The following is a 17792-nucleotide window of genomic DNA, read 5'->3' on the forward strand; positions in this document are numbered from 1 at the left end:
TTAATATATTTCCGGATACCTTTTTCTTTTTAAGCATTTGCCTTAAATTTGAAACATATCCCGTTAAAATTTAATTCTTTCTTGCCTCATGTCTAAAGTTACCGGAGATGCCTTTAATGTAAACTTATTACAGCGTGTATTCACGTATGTAAAACCTTATAAGCGCATTTTTGTATGGTCGGTAGCACTAACGCTAATTTTGGCGGCCTTAGCTCCTGTAAGACCATTTTTAGTAGGTTATACTTTAGATCAATATATTTTAAAGGCAGATTATAACGGTCTGATCAAAATGAGCATCCTTGCTCTGGTACTATTGCTACTGCAAACTGTTTTTCAATATCTGCATACTTTACTTACCAATACTTTAGGCCAATCGGTTATAAGAGATTTGCGTATAAATGTATTTAACCATATTTCTAGGTTGCGGCTAAAATATTTCGATAGAACTCCTATTGGGCAGCTAATTACACGAACCGTTTCTGATCTGGAGACCATTGCCGATATTTTTTCGGAAGGATTGATTGCCATGATTGGCGATATGTTGCAGGTGATCGTAATTGTTGGGGTAATGATTTACATAGATTGGGAACTTACTTTAGTGGTACTGCTCCCTATGCCACTTTTGATCATTGCTACCCGTATATTTCAGCGGGCCATAAAAAAGGCATTTCAAGAAGTAAGAGCAGAAGTTTCTAATCTCAATACCTTCTTACAGGAACATATCAGCGGTATTGCCATTATACAATATTTTGCCCGCGAAAAGCAGGAATATAAAAAATTTGAAGAAATCAATACCCGCTATCGCGATGCGAACATTCGCTCAAACTGGTATTATTCTATTTTCTTTCCGGTTGTAGAGCTTATCTCTGCCATGTCTTTAGGTCTGTTGATATGGTACGGTTCTAAAAATGTATTGCTAAAACCCTTAGATGTAGAGCCGGGTGTAATTACGGCTTTTATCATGTACATCAACATGCTGTTTAGGCCAATACGTGAGCTGGCAGATAAATTTAATACGCTGCAAATGGGTATGGTGGGTGCAGATCGTATATTTAGTGTATTAGACACTCAGGAAACAACCGCCAATGAAGGAACATTAAAACCGGTACATCTTAACGGACATATTCAGTTTAATAATGTGTGGTTTAGCTATAACCAAGATACAGAAGTAGCAGAAGACGAATATGCTTTAAGAAATATCACCTTTGAGGTTAAAGCCGGACAAACCGTTGCTTTAGTGGGAGCAACAGGAGCAGGCAAATCTTCAACCATCAATATTCTGAACAGGTTTTATGAAATTCAAAAAGGTGCTGTTACCATAGATGATGTTGATATCAAACAATATGAACTGGGTTATTTGAGAAGTAAAATAGCTACAGTGCTTCAGGATGTATTCTTATTCTCAGATACCATCTTTAATAACATTACGTTAAATAATCCTGATATTTCTTTGGAAGAAGTGATACAGGCTGCAAAGAAAGTAGGTGCTCATGAATTTATAGAACGTTTGCCCGGAGCTTACCATTACAATGTGATGGAGCGTGGCGCTACGCTTTCTGCCGGACAGGCTCAATTGATTTCTTTTATCAGAGCACTGGTTTACAAACCAGCTATTTTGGTGTTAGATGAAGCCACTTCATCTGTAGATACAGAAACAGAACTGATGATACAGCACGCCATAGAAAATCTTATGCACGGACGTACATCTATTGTGATCGCACACCGATTATCAACCATACAAAAAGCCGATCAGATTATTGTTTTAGATAAAGGAGAAATCAAGGAAAAGGGAACGCACCAAGAGCTTTTAAAATTAAATGGTTATTATAAAAAGCTTTATGAATTGCAGTTTTCGTCTGTAGGCATTGCAAAAGATTAGTATAAATAACTAAATTTGGTTAAATACTAACTCTTTTTGAAAATTCATTTTGAAAATAATGACGATGCAACTCTTTTTGCTTTGCTTAAGCAGGGCGATGAAAATGCTTTTGTCAAAATTTATCATAAATATTGGAAAGAGTTATTTAATGCAGCTTATAAAAGGCTGCCTGAAAAAGAGCAATGCCAGGATATTATCCAAAATGTTTTTGTAGATCTGTGGAACAGAAGAAACGAACTGGATTTAAAAAAGCCCTTAGCATATTTACATACAGCAGTACGATTCCAGGTACTCAAATTCATTAGCAGAGATAGCAGAAAAGGTAAGTTTTTTAATGTTTTTGATGAAGAAATTATCTCTCCTTTAAAAACAGATGAGGCAGTATTAGAGAAAGAGGTTAAATTGATCGTTGAACTTTTTATTGCAACACTTCCTAAAAAAAGAAGGCAGATTTTTGAAATGTACTACTTAGATGGATTAAAGGTTGAAACGATAGCCACTACACTTGATATCTCAGAAAAGACGGTTAGAAACCAATTAGCCGCTGCCGGAAGACTATTAAAATTGAGGATAACCAACATGTTTCTGTTATTGGTTATTATTTTCTTTTTGTTTTAACAACCTATTCTTTTTCTTTTTTTCAAAAAAAAAACGGGATAAATGCTTACTTATGGTACATAGTATATAAACCCATGTATCATGAGCACTTTTTTTGATTCGGAAGAAGAACTTCGAAAGATCATCAATAAATACATTAAAGGAAAAGCGACTAAAGACGAAATTAGGTTCATAGAAAGCTATTATAGTTTTCTTGATGCTCAAGAAGATGCAGAAAAAGCATTGGGAGCAGAAGAATTTGCCCAATTAGAGCATAAGGGATTAAGTGCGATCCAGGATCGAATAAAGTTGGCACATAAGCCCAATCGAAACCTTAATTGGAAAAAATACACTGCTGCGGTAGTATTGTTGATGGGCATAACAGCAGCAGGTTTTTATTATTTGAATACCCAAAAGCAGTCACAGGTAAACTCTTTGGTGGTACATAAGGGCAAGCTGGATGTTTTACCGGGTGAAGATGCTGCTCTTTTAACACTGTCAACCGGCGAAACCATCGCTTTAAATGAAAATAACCGCGAAAAATTGCTAAAAGATAGCAGGTTGAGTATTTCTGCCAATGCAGAAGGGCAATTGGTATATCAAGTAAATGCAGCTAATTCTGGCTCACAAAACCCACATAGCTTTAATACCATAGAAACCAGAAAAGGCAATCAATTTCAGCTCATCCTTGCCGATGGTACTAAGGTATGGCTAAATGCTTTATCCTCTTTGCGTTTCCCAGAGGTATTTAATGGAAAAACTCGCGAAGTAGAATTACAGGGAGAAGGCTATTTTGAAGTGGAAAAAGATAAAGCACACCCTTTTATCGTAAAAACCAGCTCATTAATATCAGGTAATAAGCAGGAGGTAGAAGTTTTAGGAACACATTTTAACATTAACAGTTATGATTCTGCTATAAGAACCACACTTGCAGAAGGAAGCGTTAGAGTTTCTAATGGAAATGTATCAAAAATTTTAGCACCGTCTTACCAGTCTATCCTAACACATAACCAAATACAGGTGTACCCTGTAAATGTAGAAGATGAAATAGATTGGAAAAACGGATTGTTCAGGTTTAATAACGCTTCATTGCAATCTATTCTTTTACAATTAGAACGCTGGTATAACATAGATGCAGACATGAAAAATGTGCCCAATAAGAGATACAATGGAGTTATATCACGCAAGGCTAATCTCTCTGAAGTGTTAAACATGCTGTCGTTAACAGGAAACATTGAATTTGAGCTTACGCAAGACAGAAAACTGTATATAAACCAAACCCGATAATAGAATACTAATCAACAAACCAAAACCAAATCACATGCTAAAAGATTACCTAAAAAATCATCAAGCAAACGCAGGTCCTCTTACTTACAATTTTAAAAAGATTGTTAACCTTAAATTATTAAGAGTGATGAAATTAACCATTGTTTTCTTTACCATTTTTTGTTTGCAGTTAAATGCGGCGGTTTTTTCACAGAAAGTAACCATTAATCAAAAAAACATGCCTTTAGAAAAGGTTATTAAAGAAATAAAACGTCAAACGGGATATTTTTTTCTATATGACCTCGATTTATTGCAACAAAAATCAAAACCGGTAGATATTTCGGTTAAAGATGCCGATATCAAAGAAGTACTTACGCTGGCATTAAAAACACAGCCTTTTGATTTTGAAATTAAGGCCAACACAATTTTAATCAAACCTTTGTTGCCAGCTAACGTAGCCAATATCGATGTAAGGGGTACAGTGGTAGATGAAAACGGATTGCCCATGGCTGGAGCATCTGTACGTGTAAAGGGAAGTTCTGTTGCAGTAATTGCAGACAATCAGGGAAATTTTCTTCTGAAAAATGTAGATGAGCAGGCTACACTGGTCATCTCGTACATTGGTTACGAAGAACGAGAAGTTAAGGCAAAAGCACAATTGGGAAACATTAAACTTAACCCACAAACCAATACTTTGGCAAATGTGGTTGTTACGGGATATACCAATTACACCAGATCGCAATCTGCAACAGCGGTATCAACCGTAAGTGCAGATAAAATTAATCAGGTTCCGGGTTTAACGGTAGATCAGATTTTGCAAGGTCGTGTTCCGGGTATGAGTGTAATTTCTACTTCTGGTCAGCCAGGGCAAAGCGCTGCTGTGGTAATCAGAGGTATAGGTAGTGTAAACGGTTCATCAACACCTTTATATGTTTTAGACGGGGTACCTATTGAAGGTAATTATTTTCAAACGATAAATCCTGAGGACATAGAAAGTGCTTCAGTACTTAAAGATGCTTCGGCTAAAGCTTTATATGGATCAAGAGGATCAAATGGTGTAATTATACTTACAACTAAAAAAGGAAAATCAGGAGCATTATCTATTAATTATAATTCACAATATGGTTTTTCTAATTTAAGTCGCCCAAATTTTGAGATGATGAATACAACCCAAAGACTTCAATTTGAGGAAGAAATAGGGTTAAATTACGGAAGAAATCTGGGGCCAGGGTGGACCTACTCACCAAAAAATCCAAATTATATTTCAGGAACAGCTGCTTTCAAGGCAAATGCAGATCGTATATTAGATAGTTTAAGGCATATCAATGTAGATTGGAGAGATATGTTTTTCCAGACAGGTAAGTTCCAAGAGCAACAGGTAAGTATTAGTGGAGGTAATGAAAAAATCCGTTTTTACAATTCATTAAACTATTATAAACAAGATGGCGTGGCTAAACGTACCGGTATGGACAGGTATGCTTTACGCAGCAATGTAGATTTTAATGATAACAAGTTTTCAGGAAACGTAAACCTTTCTTTAGGTTATTCTCAATCAAGCTTTACAGAAGGAGAAGGAGGAACGGGAGCTGGTACGGCAATGGCATCGGTATATTATGCACTACCTTATGAATACCCTTACGCACCTGATGGAACGTTGATACATCCGGGTAACCAATCTAAATATTTTATCTTGGATCAAAGAGAAGGGAGCCAGGGACTTGAACGTTTGTACAACTCATCTGATAAAACGGATCAATTAAAGACCATTCTCAGTACCTCTTTTGCATACCAGATTTTACCCGAATTAAAAATTACAACAAGGGCGGGTATCGATTACCGTAATTCAGCAGATCAGACTTTTATCAATCCTGATTCTTATTATGGCTCAAGGAGTAATTCCAATACTTTGGGCGGAAAAGGCAGGCTTACAGATGTTAGTCGCAGGAATTTTAATATTATTTCTACCTCGGGTTTAGTCTTTAATAAAACATTTAATGTTAAACATGATGTGGAGCTGGCAGGTTATTATGAATATGTTTATAATAATTTCTCTTCTTTTGGATTTGATGCTTATGGCATAGATGGACGTTTGCCTGAAACGCCAGCCGGAGTAACCTCAAGTTCAACTTTCTTACCTGCTATTAAAGGTAATAAAACCAGAAGTGCCTTGGCCTCAATTATAGGTATAGGTAGATATACGTATGATAACCGTTATACCCTTAATGCCAGTTATCGTTATGATGGATCAACAAAAGTAGCTCCTAAAAACAAATGGAAAGGATTTTATTCATTTGGTGCAAGCTGGAATGCCAAAGCAGAAGATTTTATGCAGAAAGCTGAATTTATATCAGACTTAAAACTACGTGCCAGTTATGGAAAAACAGCTAGTCCGTTGTCTGGTGATTTTTCTTATCTTCCAACGTTTGTGGGTACCAGCTATGGAGGAGTTGCCGGGATAAGGCCATCAGCAATAGGTAATCCAGATTATGACTGGGAATATGTATATGAATTAAACATAGGTTTTGACCTGTCTTTGCTCAAATCAAAAAGATTAAGATTATCAGCTGATTATTACAATCGAAAAACGGTTAATATGTTTTTTGACCAACCGGTTTCTGCAGTTGCTGGTGCCGGTGCCGGAGGCTCTTTACCTTTAAGCACCGGAAAAATGCGCAACCGGGGGATAGAGTTTGAAATTAATGGAGATGTGATCAAGAATAACACTTTTACCTGGTCGGTAGGAGTAAACGCCGGATATAACAAAAATAAGATACTATACCTTACTCCTTTAGCTGATTTATTACTTGATGGTGATACCCGTGTTTATAAAGTTGGTTATCCTGTGGGTACATATTATGCTCCGGATTGGGCGGGAGTAAATCCACAAACAGGAGAAGCTCAATATTATAAACTAGACGGTACTATTACTACAGTTTATGATGCCGCTACTCAAAACAATACCAATTCAGGAAGTTTATACCCAAGCTTTACAGGTGGTTTTAATACCTCATTAAGCTATAAAGGTTTTACGGCTTCTGCTTTATTCTCTTTCGTATCAAATGTAATGCGTTGGAACAATGAAGATTTTTATAACGAGAATCAACGCTATGCAACCAGTAATCAAACGGTAAGAATGTTAAACGACAGATGGAAAAAGCCTGGAGACAATGCCACCTTACAGCGATTTGATATTCCGAGAAACTTTACATCAAAAGATATTCAGGATGCTTCATTCCTGAGATTGAGAAATGTGAATATTTCATATGCGGTTCCTCAGCAACTTCTCAACAAAACAGGTTTTATTAAAGCTGTAAAAGTATTTGTACAGGGGCAAAATTTATATACCTGGACAAAATGGAGAGGACTTGATCCTGAAAATAATGCAATATATGGCCGTTTTCAATATCCGAATACCAGAACATATACAGCAGGTTTAAATGTTAACTTTTAATTACGATAGCAATGAAAAACAAATTATATAGCGTTATATTTTCTTTGTTAATCTTAACAATATCATGTGCTAAATTAGATTTAGCACCAACAGATAGTATATCACCTGATAAAGCCTACAGAAATCTCAATGATGTAAATATGGGTATCATAGGTGCATACGCAGTAGTAGATTATACACCTATAAGCCTGGTTTCAACTGTATCAGATGAAGCCATGTATCCAACTGAAAATACAGTTGGAAATAGCGATGCCTTCAGGTGGTTATACAATGCCAGTTATGGCTCTGTTACCTCACTTTATTATGAATATTTTAGAGGTATAGACAGAGTTAACAGGGCTCTTGAAGGTATGAGCAAATTAGAAATAGCATCAGGAGATCTTGCTTTAGCTAATCGTTACAAGGCAGAATTATTAGGTCTTAGAGCATATTTTCATTTTGAGCTGTTACGTAATTATGCGGCTAAGTACGAAACCGGAGCTTTGGGTATTCCATATATGAAAAGCTCAGGCGTAATCTATCCTGCGAGGTTAAATTTTGATCAGGTAATAACAGAAGTTAAAAACGATCTGGTAGAAGCTAAACCATTGATGCCTTCTGCTTTTAATGATAAAACACGTATTACCAAAACAGCTATTTCTGCTATACAGGCCAGGGTTGCTTTATATGAAAAAAACTGGGGCGATGCCATTACTTATGCTACAGAAGTGATCAATGCTTTTCCATTGGCAACAAAAACACAGTTTCCGGGGTTATGGACAGATGCCAATGACAGCGAGGTCATCTGGAAAGCTAAACGTGTGGGTACTACTGATTCGAGAGTAGGCGATTTTTATTACAGACAGACGGGAGGTATTGTATTGTATGCGCCAGCCCAAAAATTAATCAATACATTTGATCAGACTAACGATTTACGTTATACGGCCTACATTAAGTATGATGCTACGCGTACAGGTACCAAATCAAAATATCTTGTCAATAAATATATAGGTGGTACGGCCACTGCACCAGGCTTAACTGATATTAAACTTTACAGAACCGGAGAAATGTACCTGATCAGAGCCGAAGCAAGAGCAGAATCTTCAGGAGATGCAGCCGGAGATATCAATACCTTACGTGCGGCAAGAATTAATGGTTATACCGATCAGAATTTTGCAGATAAAAATGCACTTATAGAAGCGGTTTATGCGGAGAGATTTAAAGAGCTTGCTTTTGAAGGACATCGTTTTTATGACCTGAGAAGAAGGAGTATGCCGGTTCAGAGGCTGGCAGCAGATGCGGTAAATGCATCAGGAGCTGTTGAATTGTTGCCAACAAAAGCCCAGTATGCTTTCCCTATACCAGCACAAGAAATGCTGATTAACAAAAATACAAAACAAAACCCTGACTACTAATCTGATGTTCATCCCGCCAAGAGGGATGAACATTTACAGTACCTATTTAAAAAATTAATATGAGAAGAATATTAGTGGCTTTTTTACTGCTTTTATGTGGTGTGGCTTACGGTTGCGGTAAATCAGAAGAAAACAAACCAGACACAAAACCAGGAAATGGTAATAATGGAATTGGAAATGTAAAAAGACGGCCCGCATCTATAGGCATTATAGGTGATACAGCTAATGTAAACAAGGCCGTAACAGGAGGCATGGTTTTAATGGGAGGTGGAACAGATGTATCGGCTGCTTTTAAATGGATGATTGAAAAAAGTGGGGGAGGCGATGTCGTTATTTTGAGGGCATCTGGTACAGATGCTTATAACAGCTATATCAACGGATTAGGTAATGTAAATTCTGTAGAAACTTTACTGATCAATAGCAGAGAATTGGCCAATAATGACACTGTAGCCTATATTATCCGCAATGCAGAAATGGTATTTATCGCTGGCGGTGACCAATCTGATTACATGAAATACTGGAAAGGTACAAAAGTAGATAAAGCATTAAACTATCTTTTAACAGAAAAGAAAGCGCCTGTAGGAGGTACAAGCGCAGGATGTGCTATTTTAGGTGCGTTTTATTACAGTGGAGAAACAGGCGGACTTACTTCTGCAGAAGCACTGGAAAATCCTTACAATGCTAACGTAACCTTATATAAGCAAGATTTTCTAAAAGCACCTTATCTTGAAAATGTAATTACAGATCAGCATTACCTTACCAGAAGCAGAGAAGGCAGATCAGCTGTGTTTTTAGGTAGGATATTAAAAGATTGGAATATCGCTGCAAATGCCATTGCCGCAGATGAAAGAGTGGCTGTATGTATTGATCAAAACGGTGTTGCTAAGGTATATGGCGATTACTCTACCAGCCGACCTTATAGTTACGCTTATTTTATCCGTTTAGATAAAAACAAACAACCTGAAAATTTTGTACCGAATAATAAAGTGAACTGGAGCCAACAAGAAAAAGCTTTAGATGTATATGAAATTGCAGCTTCAGAAAACGGAGGTGGAGAGTTTGACGTAAAGAACTTTGCCATTGATCAGGCAAAAGGTGGTACACGTTATTGGTGGTGGGTCAGTAATGGCATATTACATAAAAAGGCACAATAAATATTAACCGTAAATAAACAAACAGATAGCATGAAAAAGATTTATTTCTTAATGGTTGCCTTTAGTCTGATGAGCTTTTTAGCTTTTGCCCAGCAAACACAAAAAGGTAAACTATTTATTATTGGTGGCGGTACCCGTTCTGATGCATTGATTAAAGATCTGGTGAATACTGCCGAATTTCGTGCCAATGATTATATCATTGTTTTACCTATGGCAAGCGAGGAGCCCGATACAGGTTTTAAATATATTAATCAGCAATTAAAAAAACATACAGCTCTAAAAGTAAGGAATTTCAATTTTGCCAAGCATGATGTGAATGATAGCAAATGGATAGATTCTTTAAAAAAGGCCAGAATGATTTACATATTGGGCGGCGATCAGAGCCGCTTCATGAAATCGGTATTGAATACACCTGTTTATACAGCAATTCATGAAGCCTATAAAAATGGCTCTACCATTGCGGGAACAAGTGCGGGAGCTGCTGTGATGAGCAGGTATATGATTACAGGAAAACAATTGCTCGAAAGCGAGTATAAAGAAACATTTAATCAGCTTTTAGATAAGAATATCGAATTTTCAGAAGGATTGGGGCTATTGCAAAATACCATTATAGACCAGCATTTCATCAAAAGAAACCGTTATAACAGGTTAATTTCTGCGCTTGCAGATAAACCAACATTTACCTGTGTGGGCATAGATGAAGGAACGGCTATTGTAGTAAAAGGAAATCAGGCAAGAGTAAGTGGCGATAGTCAGGTTATCAGGATAGCAAATCCCGTTAACCTTAAAACAGATCGTAAACTGATTAAGTTTAGCCAAGTACAATTTGGTCTGTTTACAAACGGAGATGTGTTTGAGATTAAACCTTAGTTATTTATTAAACTGCTGTTCTATTTTATAGTAAAAAGTATCGGTGCCTGAAACTACTTTACGACTATAAATCAACTTAAAATAAGTACTTCTTACATAAGGAATATACCAGGTGCTGTCGGGATTGGTCATAAACGCAATGTTCTCACCGGCAGCATCTATCTGAAAACCAATACTGTCATTATGCTTCACAAACTTTTGCGAAGATGTAAAGAAAACGGTATCGGCAGACTTAAATTTTACCGTATCTTTTTTAACTGTGTCTCCGTTTTTTAAGTCAATTTTCACATAAAACGGAGTGCTCCATTTTCCGGTCAGGTATTTTTGCACAAACTGCTGATCGTCTAACTTTTCTCTTTTGCAGCCAAAGCCTAAAAGAACAACGCAAAGTAAAAAATATCTCAATTTATACATTCTCATCAGTACTGATATAGGATCAAATATAAATAAAGTAAATTTAAAGCTTCAATAATGTATCATATATAGTAGTTTGTGAAGACCAGATAAACGCTCAAAACAGATTTGTACAACTCTTAAAATCAAATGATTGTTTATTAAATATGCTTTGCTAAAAAAGTACTTTGTAAGCTTTTAGCCATGTACAGATGATTTTTTTATGCAAATAAAATTTCAGTAAAGCCATTAATACAAAAAACTGGCTTTTGCATTTGACATTATATCGCAATTACCTTAAGTTTGCACAAAAATATAGATACAATGAGTGTTTTAGTAAATAAAAATTCTAAAGTAATTGTTCAGGGATTTACCGGTAACGAAGGTACTTACCATGCTGAGCAAATGATAGCTTACGGTACAAACGTAGTTGGTGGTGTAACTCCCGGCAAAGGCGGTCAGGAGCATTTAGGCAGACCTGTTTTTAATACCGTTAAAGATGCGGTTGATAAAGCTGGTGCTGATGTATCTATTATTTTCGTACCACCTCCGTTTGCAGCTGATGCCATTATGGAAGCTGCTGAGGCTGGAATTAAAGTAATTGTTTGTATTACTGAAGGTATTCCTACCAAAGATATGATCGCGGTAAAATCTTATCTTTCAGATAAAGATAGTCGTTTAATTGGCCCTAACTGTCCGGGTATCATCACTGCTGATGAGGCTAAGATTGGTATCATGCCTGGATTTATCTTCAAAAAAGGTAATGTAGGTGTGGTTTCTAAATCAGGAACTTTAACTTATGAAGCGGTAGACCAAGTGGTTAAAGCAGGTTTAGGTATTACTACAGCTATTGGTATTGGTGGTGATCCAATTATTGGTACACCTACTAAAGAAGCAGTAGAATTATTAATGAACGATCCAGAAACTGAAGGTATCATCATGATTGGTGAGATTGGTGGCGGTATGGAAGCCGAAGCTGCGCGTTGGATCAAAGAACATGGCACTAAACCAGTAGTAGGTTTCATCGCTGGTCAAACTGCGCCTCCGGGACGTAGAATGGGCCACGCAGGTGCTATTGTTGGTGGTGCTGATGATACTGCTGCTGCAAAAATGAAAATTATGCGTGAGTGTGGTATTACAGTAGTAGAGAGCCCGGCAGAAATTGGTGCTGCTATGGCTGCTTTGTTAAAAAAATAATATCAACAACAAAAATATATAGAAAAGCGTTCCATTATGGAACGCTTTTCTTTTTTGGTAACGAGTTATATCTGATATTTAGTTCTCGATAATTATACACTGACATGAAAATCAGAAGGAGTTTAATAATTATATTTGTTTGAAGACATAAAGTCTTTTTTAATGTTTAGAGCTTCACCTTAATTGATGGAACAAAATTATTTACAAATGAAATCGATTTTAAATAGCGTGGTAATTATGGGCTTGCTGGTATTAAGTACAAGTCTTGTAGCTTGTGCGCAAAAACAGAACAACGAGACCACACCGCATAAAATGACGAAGAAAATGGAATGGAATAAGTTAACCCCCGAAGAAGAATACGTAATTGTAAACAAAGGAACAGAATATCCTGGAACAGGTAAATATGATAAGTTTTTTGAGAAAGGAACTTATGTTTGCAAAAGGTGTAATGCGCCTTTATACCGTTCAGAAACCAAATTTGATGGACATTGTGGATGGCCGGCTTTCGATGATGAAATTAAAGGCGCCGTTAAACGTATTCCCGATGCAGATGGTCAGCGTACTGAAATAGTTTGCGCTAAATGTGGAGGACACTTAGGGCACGTATTTGAAGGAGAAATGTTCACCAAGAAAAATACCCGCCATTGTGTAAATTCTATTTCAATGCGTTTTGTTCCTGATGAGAAATAACAGTTGAAATAAATTCAATATTTATAAAAAAAACCGGTCTTTAAACCGGTTTTTTCTTTACTTGAGCTGAGCATGCTTTAATATCTTGGCTACGCTTTCATCCGAAGGATCTTTTTTCAGCTCGTTCAACCTAGACTTAATGTTTTCGTAAAATTGTTCTTCATTCATTAGATGATCAACAATAATTGTGCTTTGAGTTGTTGTCTGTTCAGTAAAGTTTGTTTGGGTAGAGGTTTTTGTCATACGCAATAATTTTTTTAATGTTAAACTATTAATTAAACGCCCGTGTTAGGGGTTTATTTTATGCTGATTATAAAAAATAATTAACGAACTGTTCAGCTAATTTAAATATAATAAAAAAAGCTGCATATTTTATGCAGCTTTATGGTATGAACTTTATTTCGTTGTAAATTAAAGGTTTGGCCTGCTGTTACTCAGCTCTTTCACATTCATCATTTTACGTAAATTGCTCAAAGCATAACGCATACGTCCCAATGCGGTATTGATGCTTACATCAGTTAACTCTGCAATTTCTTTAAAACTCAGGTCTGCATAATGGCGCATGATCAGCACTTCTTTTTGCTCATCAGGTAAACGATGAATCATTACACGTAAATCGGCATGGGTTTGTTCGCGTAACATGCGTTCTTCGGCGCTTTCTTCATGTATTTGTATAAAGTTAAGCACATCTGTAGTGCCATCGGCACTGGTAACAGTAGGCGAACGTTTTTCTTTCCTGAAATAGTCTATTACCAGATTATGCGCAATACGCATAACCCAAGGTAAGAATTTACCTTCTTCGTTATACCTGCCACTACGTAGGGTATTGATTACCTTAATAAAAGCATCCTGAAAAATATCTTCAGCCAGATACTGGTCTTTAACCAGTAAATAAATAGAAGTATAAACTTTTGTCTTATGTCTTCGAAGCAATTCTTCAATAGCAGACTCGTTGCCCTTTATATAGAACGTTACTAAATCGTGATCGCTTGCTTCACCAATTCTTATAGGCGTGCGCATATTAAAACTCAAATGTTAAATGAATAAACGCGTAGATGTTTAACCTATAAATGCTCTCCTATTATTGTTTTTAGAATGTTAAATTTGTGTTATATTTTCAAAAGAAAGGTTTTTTTGCGAAAAAACAACAAATTTTATGTTAAAAAATGCGGATAGTTATAAAGACTCCACAAAAATGTAAGTTTTTGCTGCTTTTGTAACTATTTGTGATATAGAATTTTACATATTGTTGACTTTGTCTTAAATTCTAAAAAAGAGTGTTAATTAATTGATAAAATAACCATATAAAAATACCCTTTTCAAATTTTATCATCGCTAAAAACTGTAATTTAACCTCTTCTAAAGTATCGAATAATAAGGGCCGAATTGCAAAAGATATTATCTTTGTAAATTACCGCAAAGGGTTACCTATGAGTAAGGAAACAGAAAAAGATCCACACCAGAATATCATCATAAAAGGGGCAAGAGTACATAACTTAAAAAATATAGACGTTGCCATACCAAAAAATAAATTAGTCATTATTACCGGCCTCTCAGGTTCGGGTAAATCGAGTTTAGCTTTTGATACCTTGTATGCAGAAGGGCAGAGACGTTATGTAGAAAGTCTTTCATCGTATGCAAGGCAGTTTATGGGGCGTATGAACAAGCCTGATGTAGATTACATCAAAGGGATAGCACCTGCAATAGCTATTGAACAGAAAGTGATCACTTCAAATCCGCGTTCTACAGTAGGTACCTCTACAGAAATTTACGATTATCTTAAATTGCTATATGCAAGAATAGGCAGAACATTTTCGCCCATATCAGGTAAGGAGGTTAAAAGAGATACCGTAAGCAATGTGGTAGATTTTGTGCTTAAATTGGGTAATGATGAAACGATTACTGTTTTTTCACCTTTGCATCCGCATAACAACAGAACATTAAAAGAAGAACTGGCTGTTTTATTGCAAAAAGGCTTTTTACGGGTTTATTTTGATCAGAAGATCAGGAAAATAGAAGACATCCTAGAAGACAGTACCATTAAAGATTTTACGTTAAATGATACTGATATCGTTAAGATTATTATCGATAGGATTACGATAGGTAATGGTGACGAAACTTTAAGCCGTATTGCAGATTCGGTACAGACTGCCTTTTTTGAAGGTAAGGGCGATTGTTATATAGAACATGCTGATCAAACCTATCATTTTTCAGACCGTTTTGAATTAGACGGACTTAGGTTTGAAGAGCCTACGCCCAATTTCTTTAGTTTTAACAATCCTTATGGTGCATGTAAACGTTGCGAAGGTTTTGGTAGCGTAATAGGGATTGATGAAGATCTGGTTATTCCTGATAAGAGCAAAAGCGTTTATGATAGTGCCATAGCGCCATGGCGAGGCGAGAAAATGGGAGAGTGGTTAAAAAGGTTTATCAAGAACGCCGCTAAGTTCGATTTCCCTATACACAGGCCTTATAGCGAGCTGACTGCCGAACAGCAACAATTGTTATGGACAGGAAATGAATATTTTGCTGGTTTAGACCAGTTTTTTCAGGAATTGGAAGAACAGACTTACAAAATCCAATACCGTGTAATGTTGTCACGTTATCGTGGCAAAACCAAATGCCCCGATTGTAAAGGTACACGTTTGCGTAAAGATGCTTCGTACGTAAAAGTGAATGATCAATCTATATTAGATTTGGTATTGATGCCACTTGCAAATCTGCTCAAATTTTTTGACGAAATTAAGCTGAACCAATCTGAACAAAAAATAGCCAAGAGATTACTTGCCGAAATTCAAAACAGGATACAATATTTGAATGATGTAGGCTTGGGTTATTTAACCTTAAATCGTTTGTCTAATACTTTATCGGGTGGAGAAAGCCAACGTATTAATCTGGCTACTTCATTAGGTAGTAGCTTGGTGGGCTCTGTTTATGTATTAGATGAGCCGAGCATAGGTTTGCATCCACGTGATACGCACCGGCTCATTGGTGTTCTGCAATCGCTGCGTAATGTAGGCAATACGGTTTTGGTGGTAGAGCATGAAGAAGAGATGATGCGTGCTGCAGACCATATCATAGACATAGGTCCGGAAGCGGGCACACATGGTGGTAATCTTGTTTTTAGCGGTACATTTAAAGAAATTCTAAAAGATACAGACTCTTTAACCGGTAAATATTTATCGGGCAAGGCCGAAATTCCTGTTCCGGCAAAACGTAGAGAGTGGAGAGATCATATCCTGATCAAAGGAGCCAGAGAAAATAACCTTAAAAACATCAATGTTAAATTTCCTTTAGGCATTTTCACTTGTGTAACGGGAGTGTCGGGGTCAGGTAAAACCAGTTTGGTGAAACGTATTTTATATCCTGCTTTGCAAAAAGCTATTGGTAATTATGCGGGCGAACAAACCGGATCTTATGATGGAATTTTTGGTGGCATTGAATTGGTGGGGCAGGTAGAGCTGGTAGATCAGAACCCAATAGGACGTTCATCGCGATCTAACCCGGTAACTTATGTAAAAGCCTGGGATGATATCCGTACTTTATTTGCCAATTTGCCAGCGGCTAAAGCCAATGGATTAAAGCCTGCCGCTTTCTCTTTCAATGTAGAAGGTGGACGTTGCGATGTTTGCCAAGGTGAAGGAGAAGTAAAGATTGAAATGCAATTTATGGCAGATATTTATTTGCCTTGCGAAGCCTGTGGCGGAAAACGATTTAAACAGCAAGTTTTGGATGTAACATATCAGGATAAAAATGTGTCTGATATTTTAGATATGACCATTGATGAAGCTGTTGATTTCTTTGCAAAAGAGACTAAAATATTAAACAAACTGAAACCTTTGGTTGATGTGGGTTTAGGTTACGTGCATTTAGGCCAGTCGTCAAATACCTTATCGGGCGGAGAAGCGCAACGTATAAAGCTAGCTTCTTTTCTAATCAAGGGACATCAGGCCGAAAAAACAGTTTTTATTTTTGATGAACCTACAACGGGATTGCATTTTCATGATATCAATAAATTATTGAAAGCTTTAAACACATTAATAGAGCAGGGAAATACCGTAATTGTTATTGAGCATAACATGGATATGATCAAATGTGCCGACTGGATAATTGATATTGGCCCTGAAGGAGGAGACAAAGGCGGAGATATTGTTTTTGAAGGAAAACCAGAAGATCTGCTGAACGTTGAAAAATCTTATACAGGTCAATTTTTAAAAGCGCATTTGAAACCTTAACTTCGCGGGCTATGCTCATTTTGACATTATTTTTAGGCATAATCATAAATGCTATGGGTTATATACCTCCGGGTAATATTAACCTTACCGTAGCCAAAATAGCCATCAATAAAGGCATGCGTCAGGCATGGTCTTTTATCATTGCATTTTCATGTGTAGAGGTGGCCTTTACCTTTGGTATGATGCGTTTTGCCCGTTGGGTATCTAGCGATGTAAATATAGACAGCAAAGTGAGCGATGTGCGGATCAGCACATTTGTGGATGCTTTCATGATCAGTCTATTCTTGGTAATGGCTACCATAACCTGGAAACACCGCAATAAAGTCCCGGTAACCAAAGAAGAAGATGGAAATAAAAGAGACAGTGCTTTGTACGGTCTGCTTTTAGGGGTACTTAACCCGGTGCAAATTCCATTCTGGTTATTCTTTGGTAATTATGTAATCCTTCATGAGTGGATAGAGGTAGATTATCTCTCTTTGATCATATTTAGCATAGGGTCTGGTTTAGGGTCTGGACTGGCACTTTATGGTTATGCACATTTTGCCCGTTACATACAGGAAAAATTTGCTTTGAGCAGCAGACTGATCAATAAAAGTATTGCTATTTTTCTTTACGTATTAGCTGCTTATCTAATCATTAAACAAGTTGTTATTTATCTGCGCTAAG

General features: G+C 36.7%; 14 protein-coding genes. 11 read left to right on the top strand and 3 right to left on the bottom strand.

The window, feature by feature from the left end; genetic code table 11:
• The first annotated feature begins 88 nt into the window (after positions 1-88).
• The 7 genes from MMF97_RS07955 (at position 89) to MMF97_RS07985 (ending at position 10611) form a co-directional block, all read left to right on the top strand.
• Positions 89-1879: an ABC transporter ATP-binding protein gene (locus MMF97_RS07955; protein ID WP_243361291.1), complete on the top strand. Its 1791-nt coding sequence runs from the start codon at positions 89-91 to the stop codon at positions 1877-1879.
• A gap of 36 nt (positions 1880-1915) precedes the next feature.
• Positions 1916-2497: an RNA polymerase sigma factor gene (locus MMF97_RS07960; protein WP_243361293.1), complete on the top strand. Its 582-nt coding sequence runs from the start codon at positions 1916-1918 to the stop codon at positions 2495-2497.
• A gap of 81 nt (positions 2498-2578) precedes the next feature.
• Positions 2579-3763, top strand: a complete 1185-nt coding sequence (locus MMF97_RS07965; protein WP_243361296.1) for a FecR family protein — start codon at positions 2579-2581, stop codon at positions 3761-3763.
• Between the two features lie 34 nt (positions 3764-3797).
• The gene (locus MMF97_RS07970; RefSeq protein ID WP_243361298.1) at positions 3798-7193 is read left to right on the top strand and encodes a TonB-dependent receptor; all 3396 of its coding nucleotides are present in this window, start codon (positions 3798-3800) and stop codon (positions 7191-7193) included.
• Between the two features lie 11 nt (positions 7194-7204).
• Complete coding sequence (locus MMF97_RS07975) at positions 7205-8587, top strand: RagB/SusD family nutrient uptake outer membrane protein (protein WP_243361301.1); 1383 nt, start codon at positions 7205-7207, stop codon at positions 8585-8587.
• A gap of 59 nt (positions 8588-8646) precedes the next feature.
• Entirely contained in the window at positions 8647-9741 is a 1095-nt protein-coding gene (locus tag MMF97_RS07980) for a cyanophycinase (protein WP_243361303.1), read from the top strand.
• Positions 9742-9771: 30 nt separating this feature from the next.
• Positions 9772-10611 (top strand): cyanophycinase, encoded by an 840-nt coding sequence (locus tag MMF97_RS07985; RefSeq protein WP_243361305.1) that lies wholly within the window; start codon positions 9772-9774, stop codon positions 10609-10611.
• Here the strand turns inward: MMF97_RS07985 and MMF97_RS07990 are convergent, their stop codons facing one another.
• Positions 10612-11025 (bottom strand): hypothetical protein, encoded by a 414-nt coding sequence (locus MMF97_RS07990; RefSeq protein ID WP_243361306.1) that lies wholly within the window; start codon positions 11023-11025, stop codon positions 10612-10614.
• Between the two features lie 303 nt (positions 11026-11328).
• Between MMF97_RS07990 and sucD the strand changes: the two genes are divergently transcribed.
• Together sucD and MMF97_RS08000 are read left to right on the top strand one after the other, a co-directional pair.
• A complete protein-coding gene (sucD, locus tag MMF97_RS07995) occupies positions 11329-12201 on the top strand; it encodes a succinate--CoA ligase subunit alpha (RefSeq protein ID WP_243361308.1) in 873 nt (290 codons plus the stop codon).
• Between the two features lie 207 nt (positions 12202-12408).
• Positions 12409-12891, top strand: a complete 483-nt coding sequence (locus MMF97_RS08000; protein ID WP_243361310.1) for a methionine-R-sulfoxide reductase — start codon at positions 12409-12411, stop codon at positions 12889-12891.
• A 57-nt stretch (positions 12892-12948) separates the two neighbouring features.
• On the opposite strand, the gene MMF97_RS08005 is transcribed toward MMF97_RS08000, so the two are convergent.
• Positions 12949-13134 (bottom strand): hypothetical protein, encoded by a 186-nt coding sequence (locus tag MMF97_RS08005; protein ID WP_243361312.1) that lies wholly within the window; start codon positions 13132-13134, stop codon positions 12949-12951.
• 168 nt (positions 13135-13302) lie between these two features.
• Complete coding sequence (locus MMF97_RS08010) at positions 13303-13911, bottom strand: RNA polymerase sigma factor (RefSeq protein WP_262916114.1); 609 nt, start codon at positions 13909-13911, stop codon at positions 13303-13305.
• A 410-nt stretch (positions 13912-14321) separates the two neighbouring features.
• Between MMF97_RS08010 and uvrA the strand changes: the two genes are divergently transcribed.
• A complete protein-coding gene (uvrA, locus tag MMF97_RS08015) occupies positions 14322-17126 on the top strand; it encodes an excinuclease ABC subunit UvrA (protein WP_243361314.1) in 2805 nt (934 codons plus the stop codon).
• Positions 17127-17137: 11 nt separating this feature from the next.
• Complete coding sequence (locus MMF97_RS08020; protein ID WP_243361316.1) at positions 17138-17791, top strand: LysE family transporter; 654 nt, start codon at positions 17138-17140, stop codon at positions 17789-17791.
• Position 17792 lies beyond the last annotated feature (1 nt).

Source organism: Pedobacter montanisoli (genome assembly GCF_022809115.1).
Classification (GTDB): Bacteria; Bacteroidota; Bacteroidia; order Sphingobacteriales; family Sphingobacteriaceae; genus Pedobacter; species Pedobacter montanisoli.

Bases quoted from the DNA above. Each gene is read 5' to 3' on its own strand.
- MMF97_RS07955 (WP_243361291.1), top strand. From the start codon at position 89: ATGTCTAAAGTTACCGGAGATGCCTTTAATGTAAACTTATTACAGCGT.
- MMF97_RS07965 (WP_243361296.1), top strand. From the start codon at position 2,579: ATGAGCACTTTTTTTGATTCGGAAGAAGAACTTCGAAAGATCATCAAT.
- MMF97_RS07970 (WP_243361298.1), top strand. From the start codon at position 3,798: ATGCTAAAAGATTACCTAAAAAATCATCAAGCAAACGCAGGTCCTCTT.
- MMF97_RS07975 (WP_243361301.1), top strand. From the start codon at position 7,205: ATGAAAAACAAATTATATAGCGTTATATTTTCTTTGTTAATCTTAACA.
- MMF97_RS07980 (WP_243361303.1), top strand. From the start codon at position 8,647: ATGAGAAGAATATTAGTGGCTTTTTTACTGCTTTTATGTGGTGTGGCT.
- MMF97_RS07985 (WP_243361305.1), top strand. From the start codon at position 9,772: ATGAAAAAGATTTATTTCTTAATGGTTGCCTTTAGTCTGATGAGCTTT.
- MMF97_RS07990 (WP_243361306.1), bottom strand. From the start codon at position 11,025: ATGTATAAATTGAGATATTTTTTACTTTGCGTTGTTCTTTTAGGCTTT.
- sucD (WP_243361308.1), top strand. From the start codon at position 11,329: ATGAGTGTTTTAGTAAATAAAAATTCTAAAGTAATTGTTCAGGGATTT.
- MMF97_RS08000 (WP_243361310.1), top strand. From the start codon at position 12,409: ATGAAATCGATTTTAAATAGCGTGGTAATTATGGGCTTGCTGGTATTA.
- MMF97_RS08005 (WP_243361312.1), bottom strand. From the start codon at position 13,134: ATGACAAAAACCTCTACCCAAACAAACTTTACTGAACAGACAACAACT.
- MMF97_RS08010 (WP_262916114.1), bottom strand. From the start codon at position 13,911: ATGCGCACGCCTATAAGAATTGGTGAAGCAAGCGATCACGATTTAGTA.
- uvrA (WP_243361314.1), top strand. From the start codon at position 14,322: ATGAGTAAGGAAACAGAAAAAGATCCACACCAGAATATCATCATAAAA.
- MMF97_RS08020 (WP_243361316.1), top strand. From the start codon at position 17,138: ATGCTCATTTTGACATTATTTTTAGGCATAATCATAAATGCTATGGGT.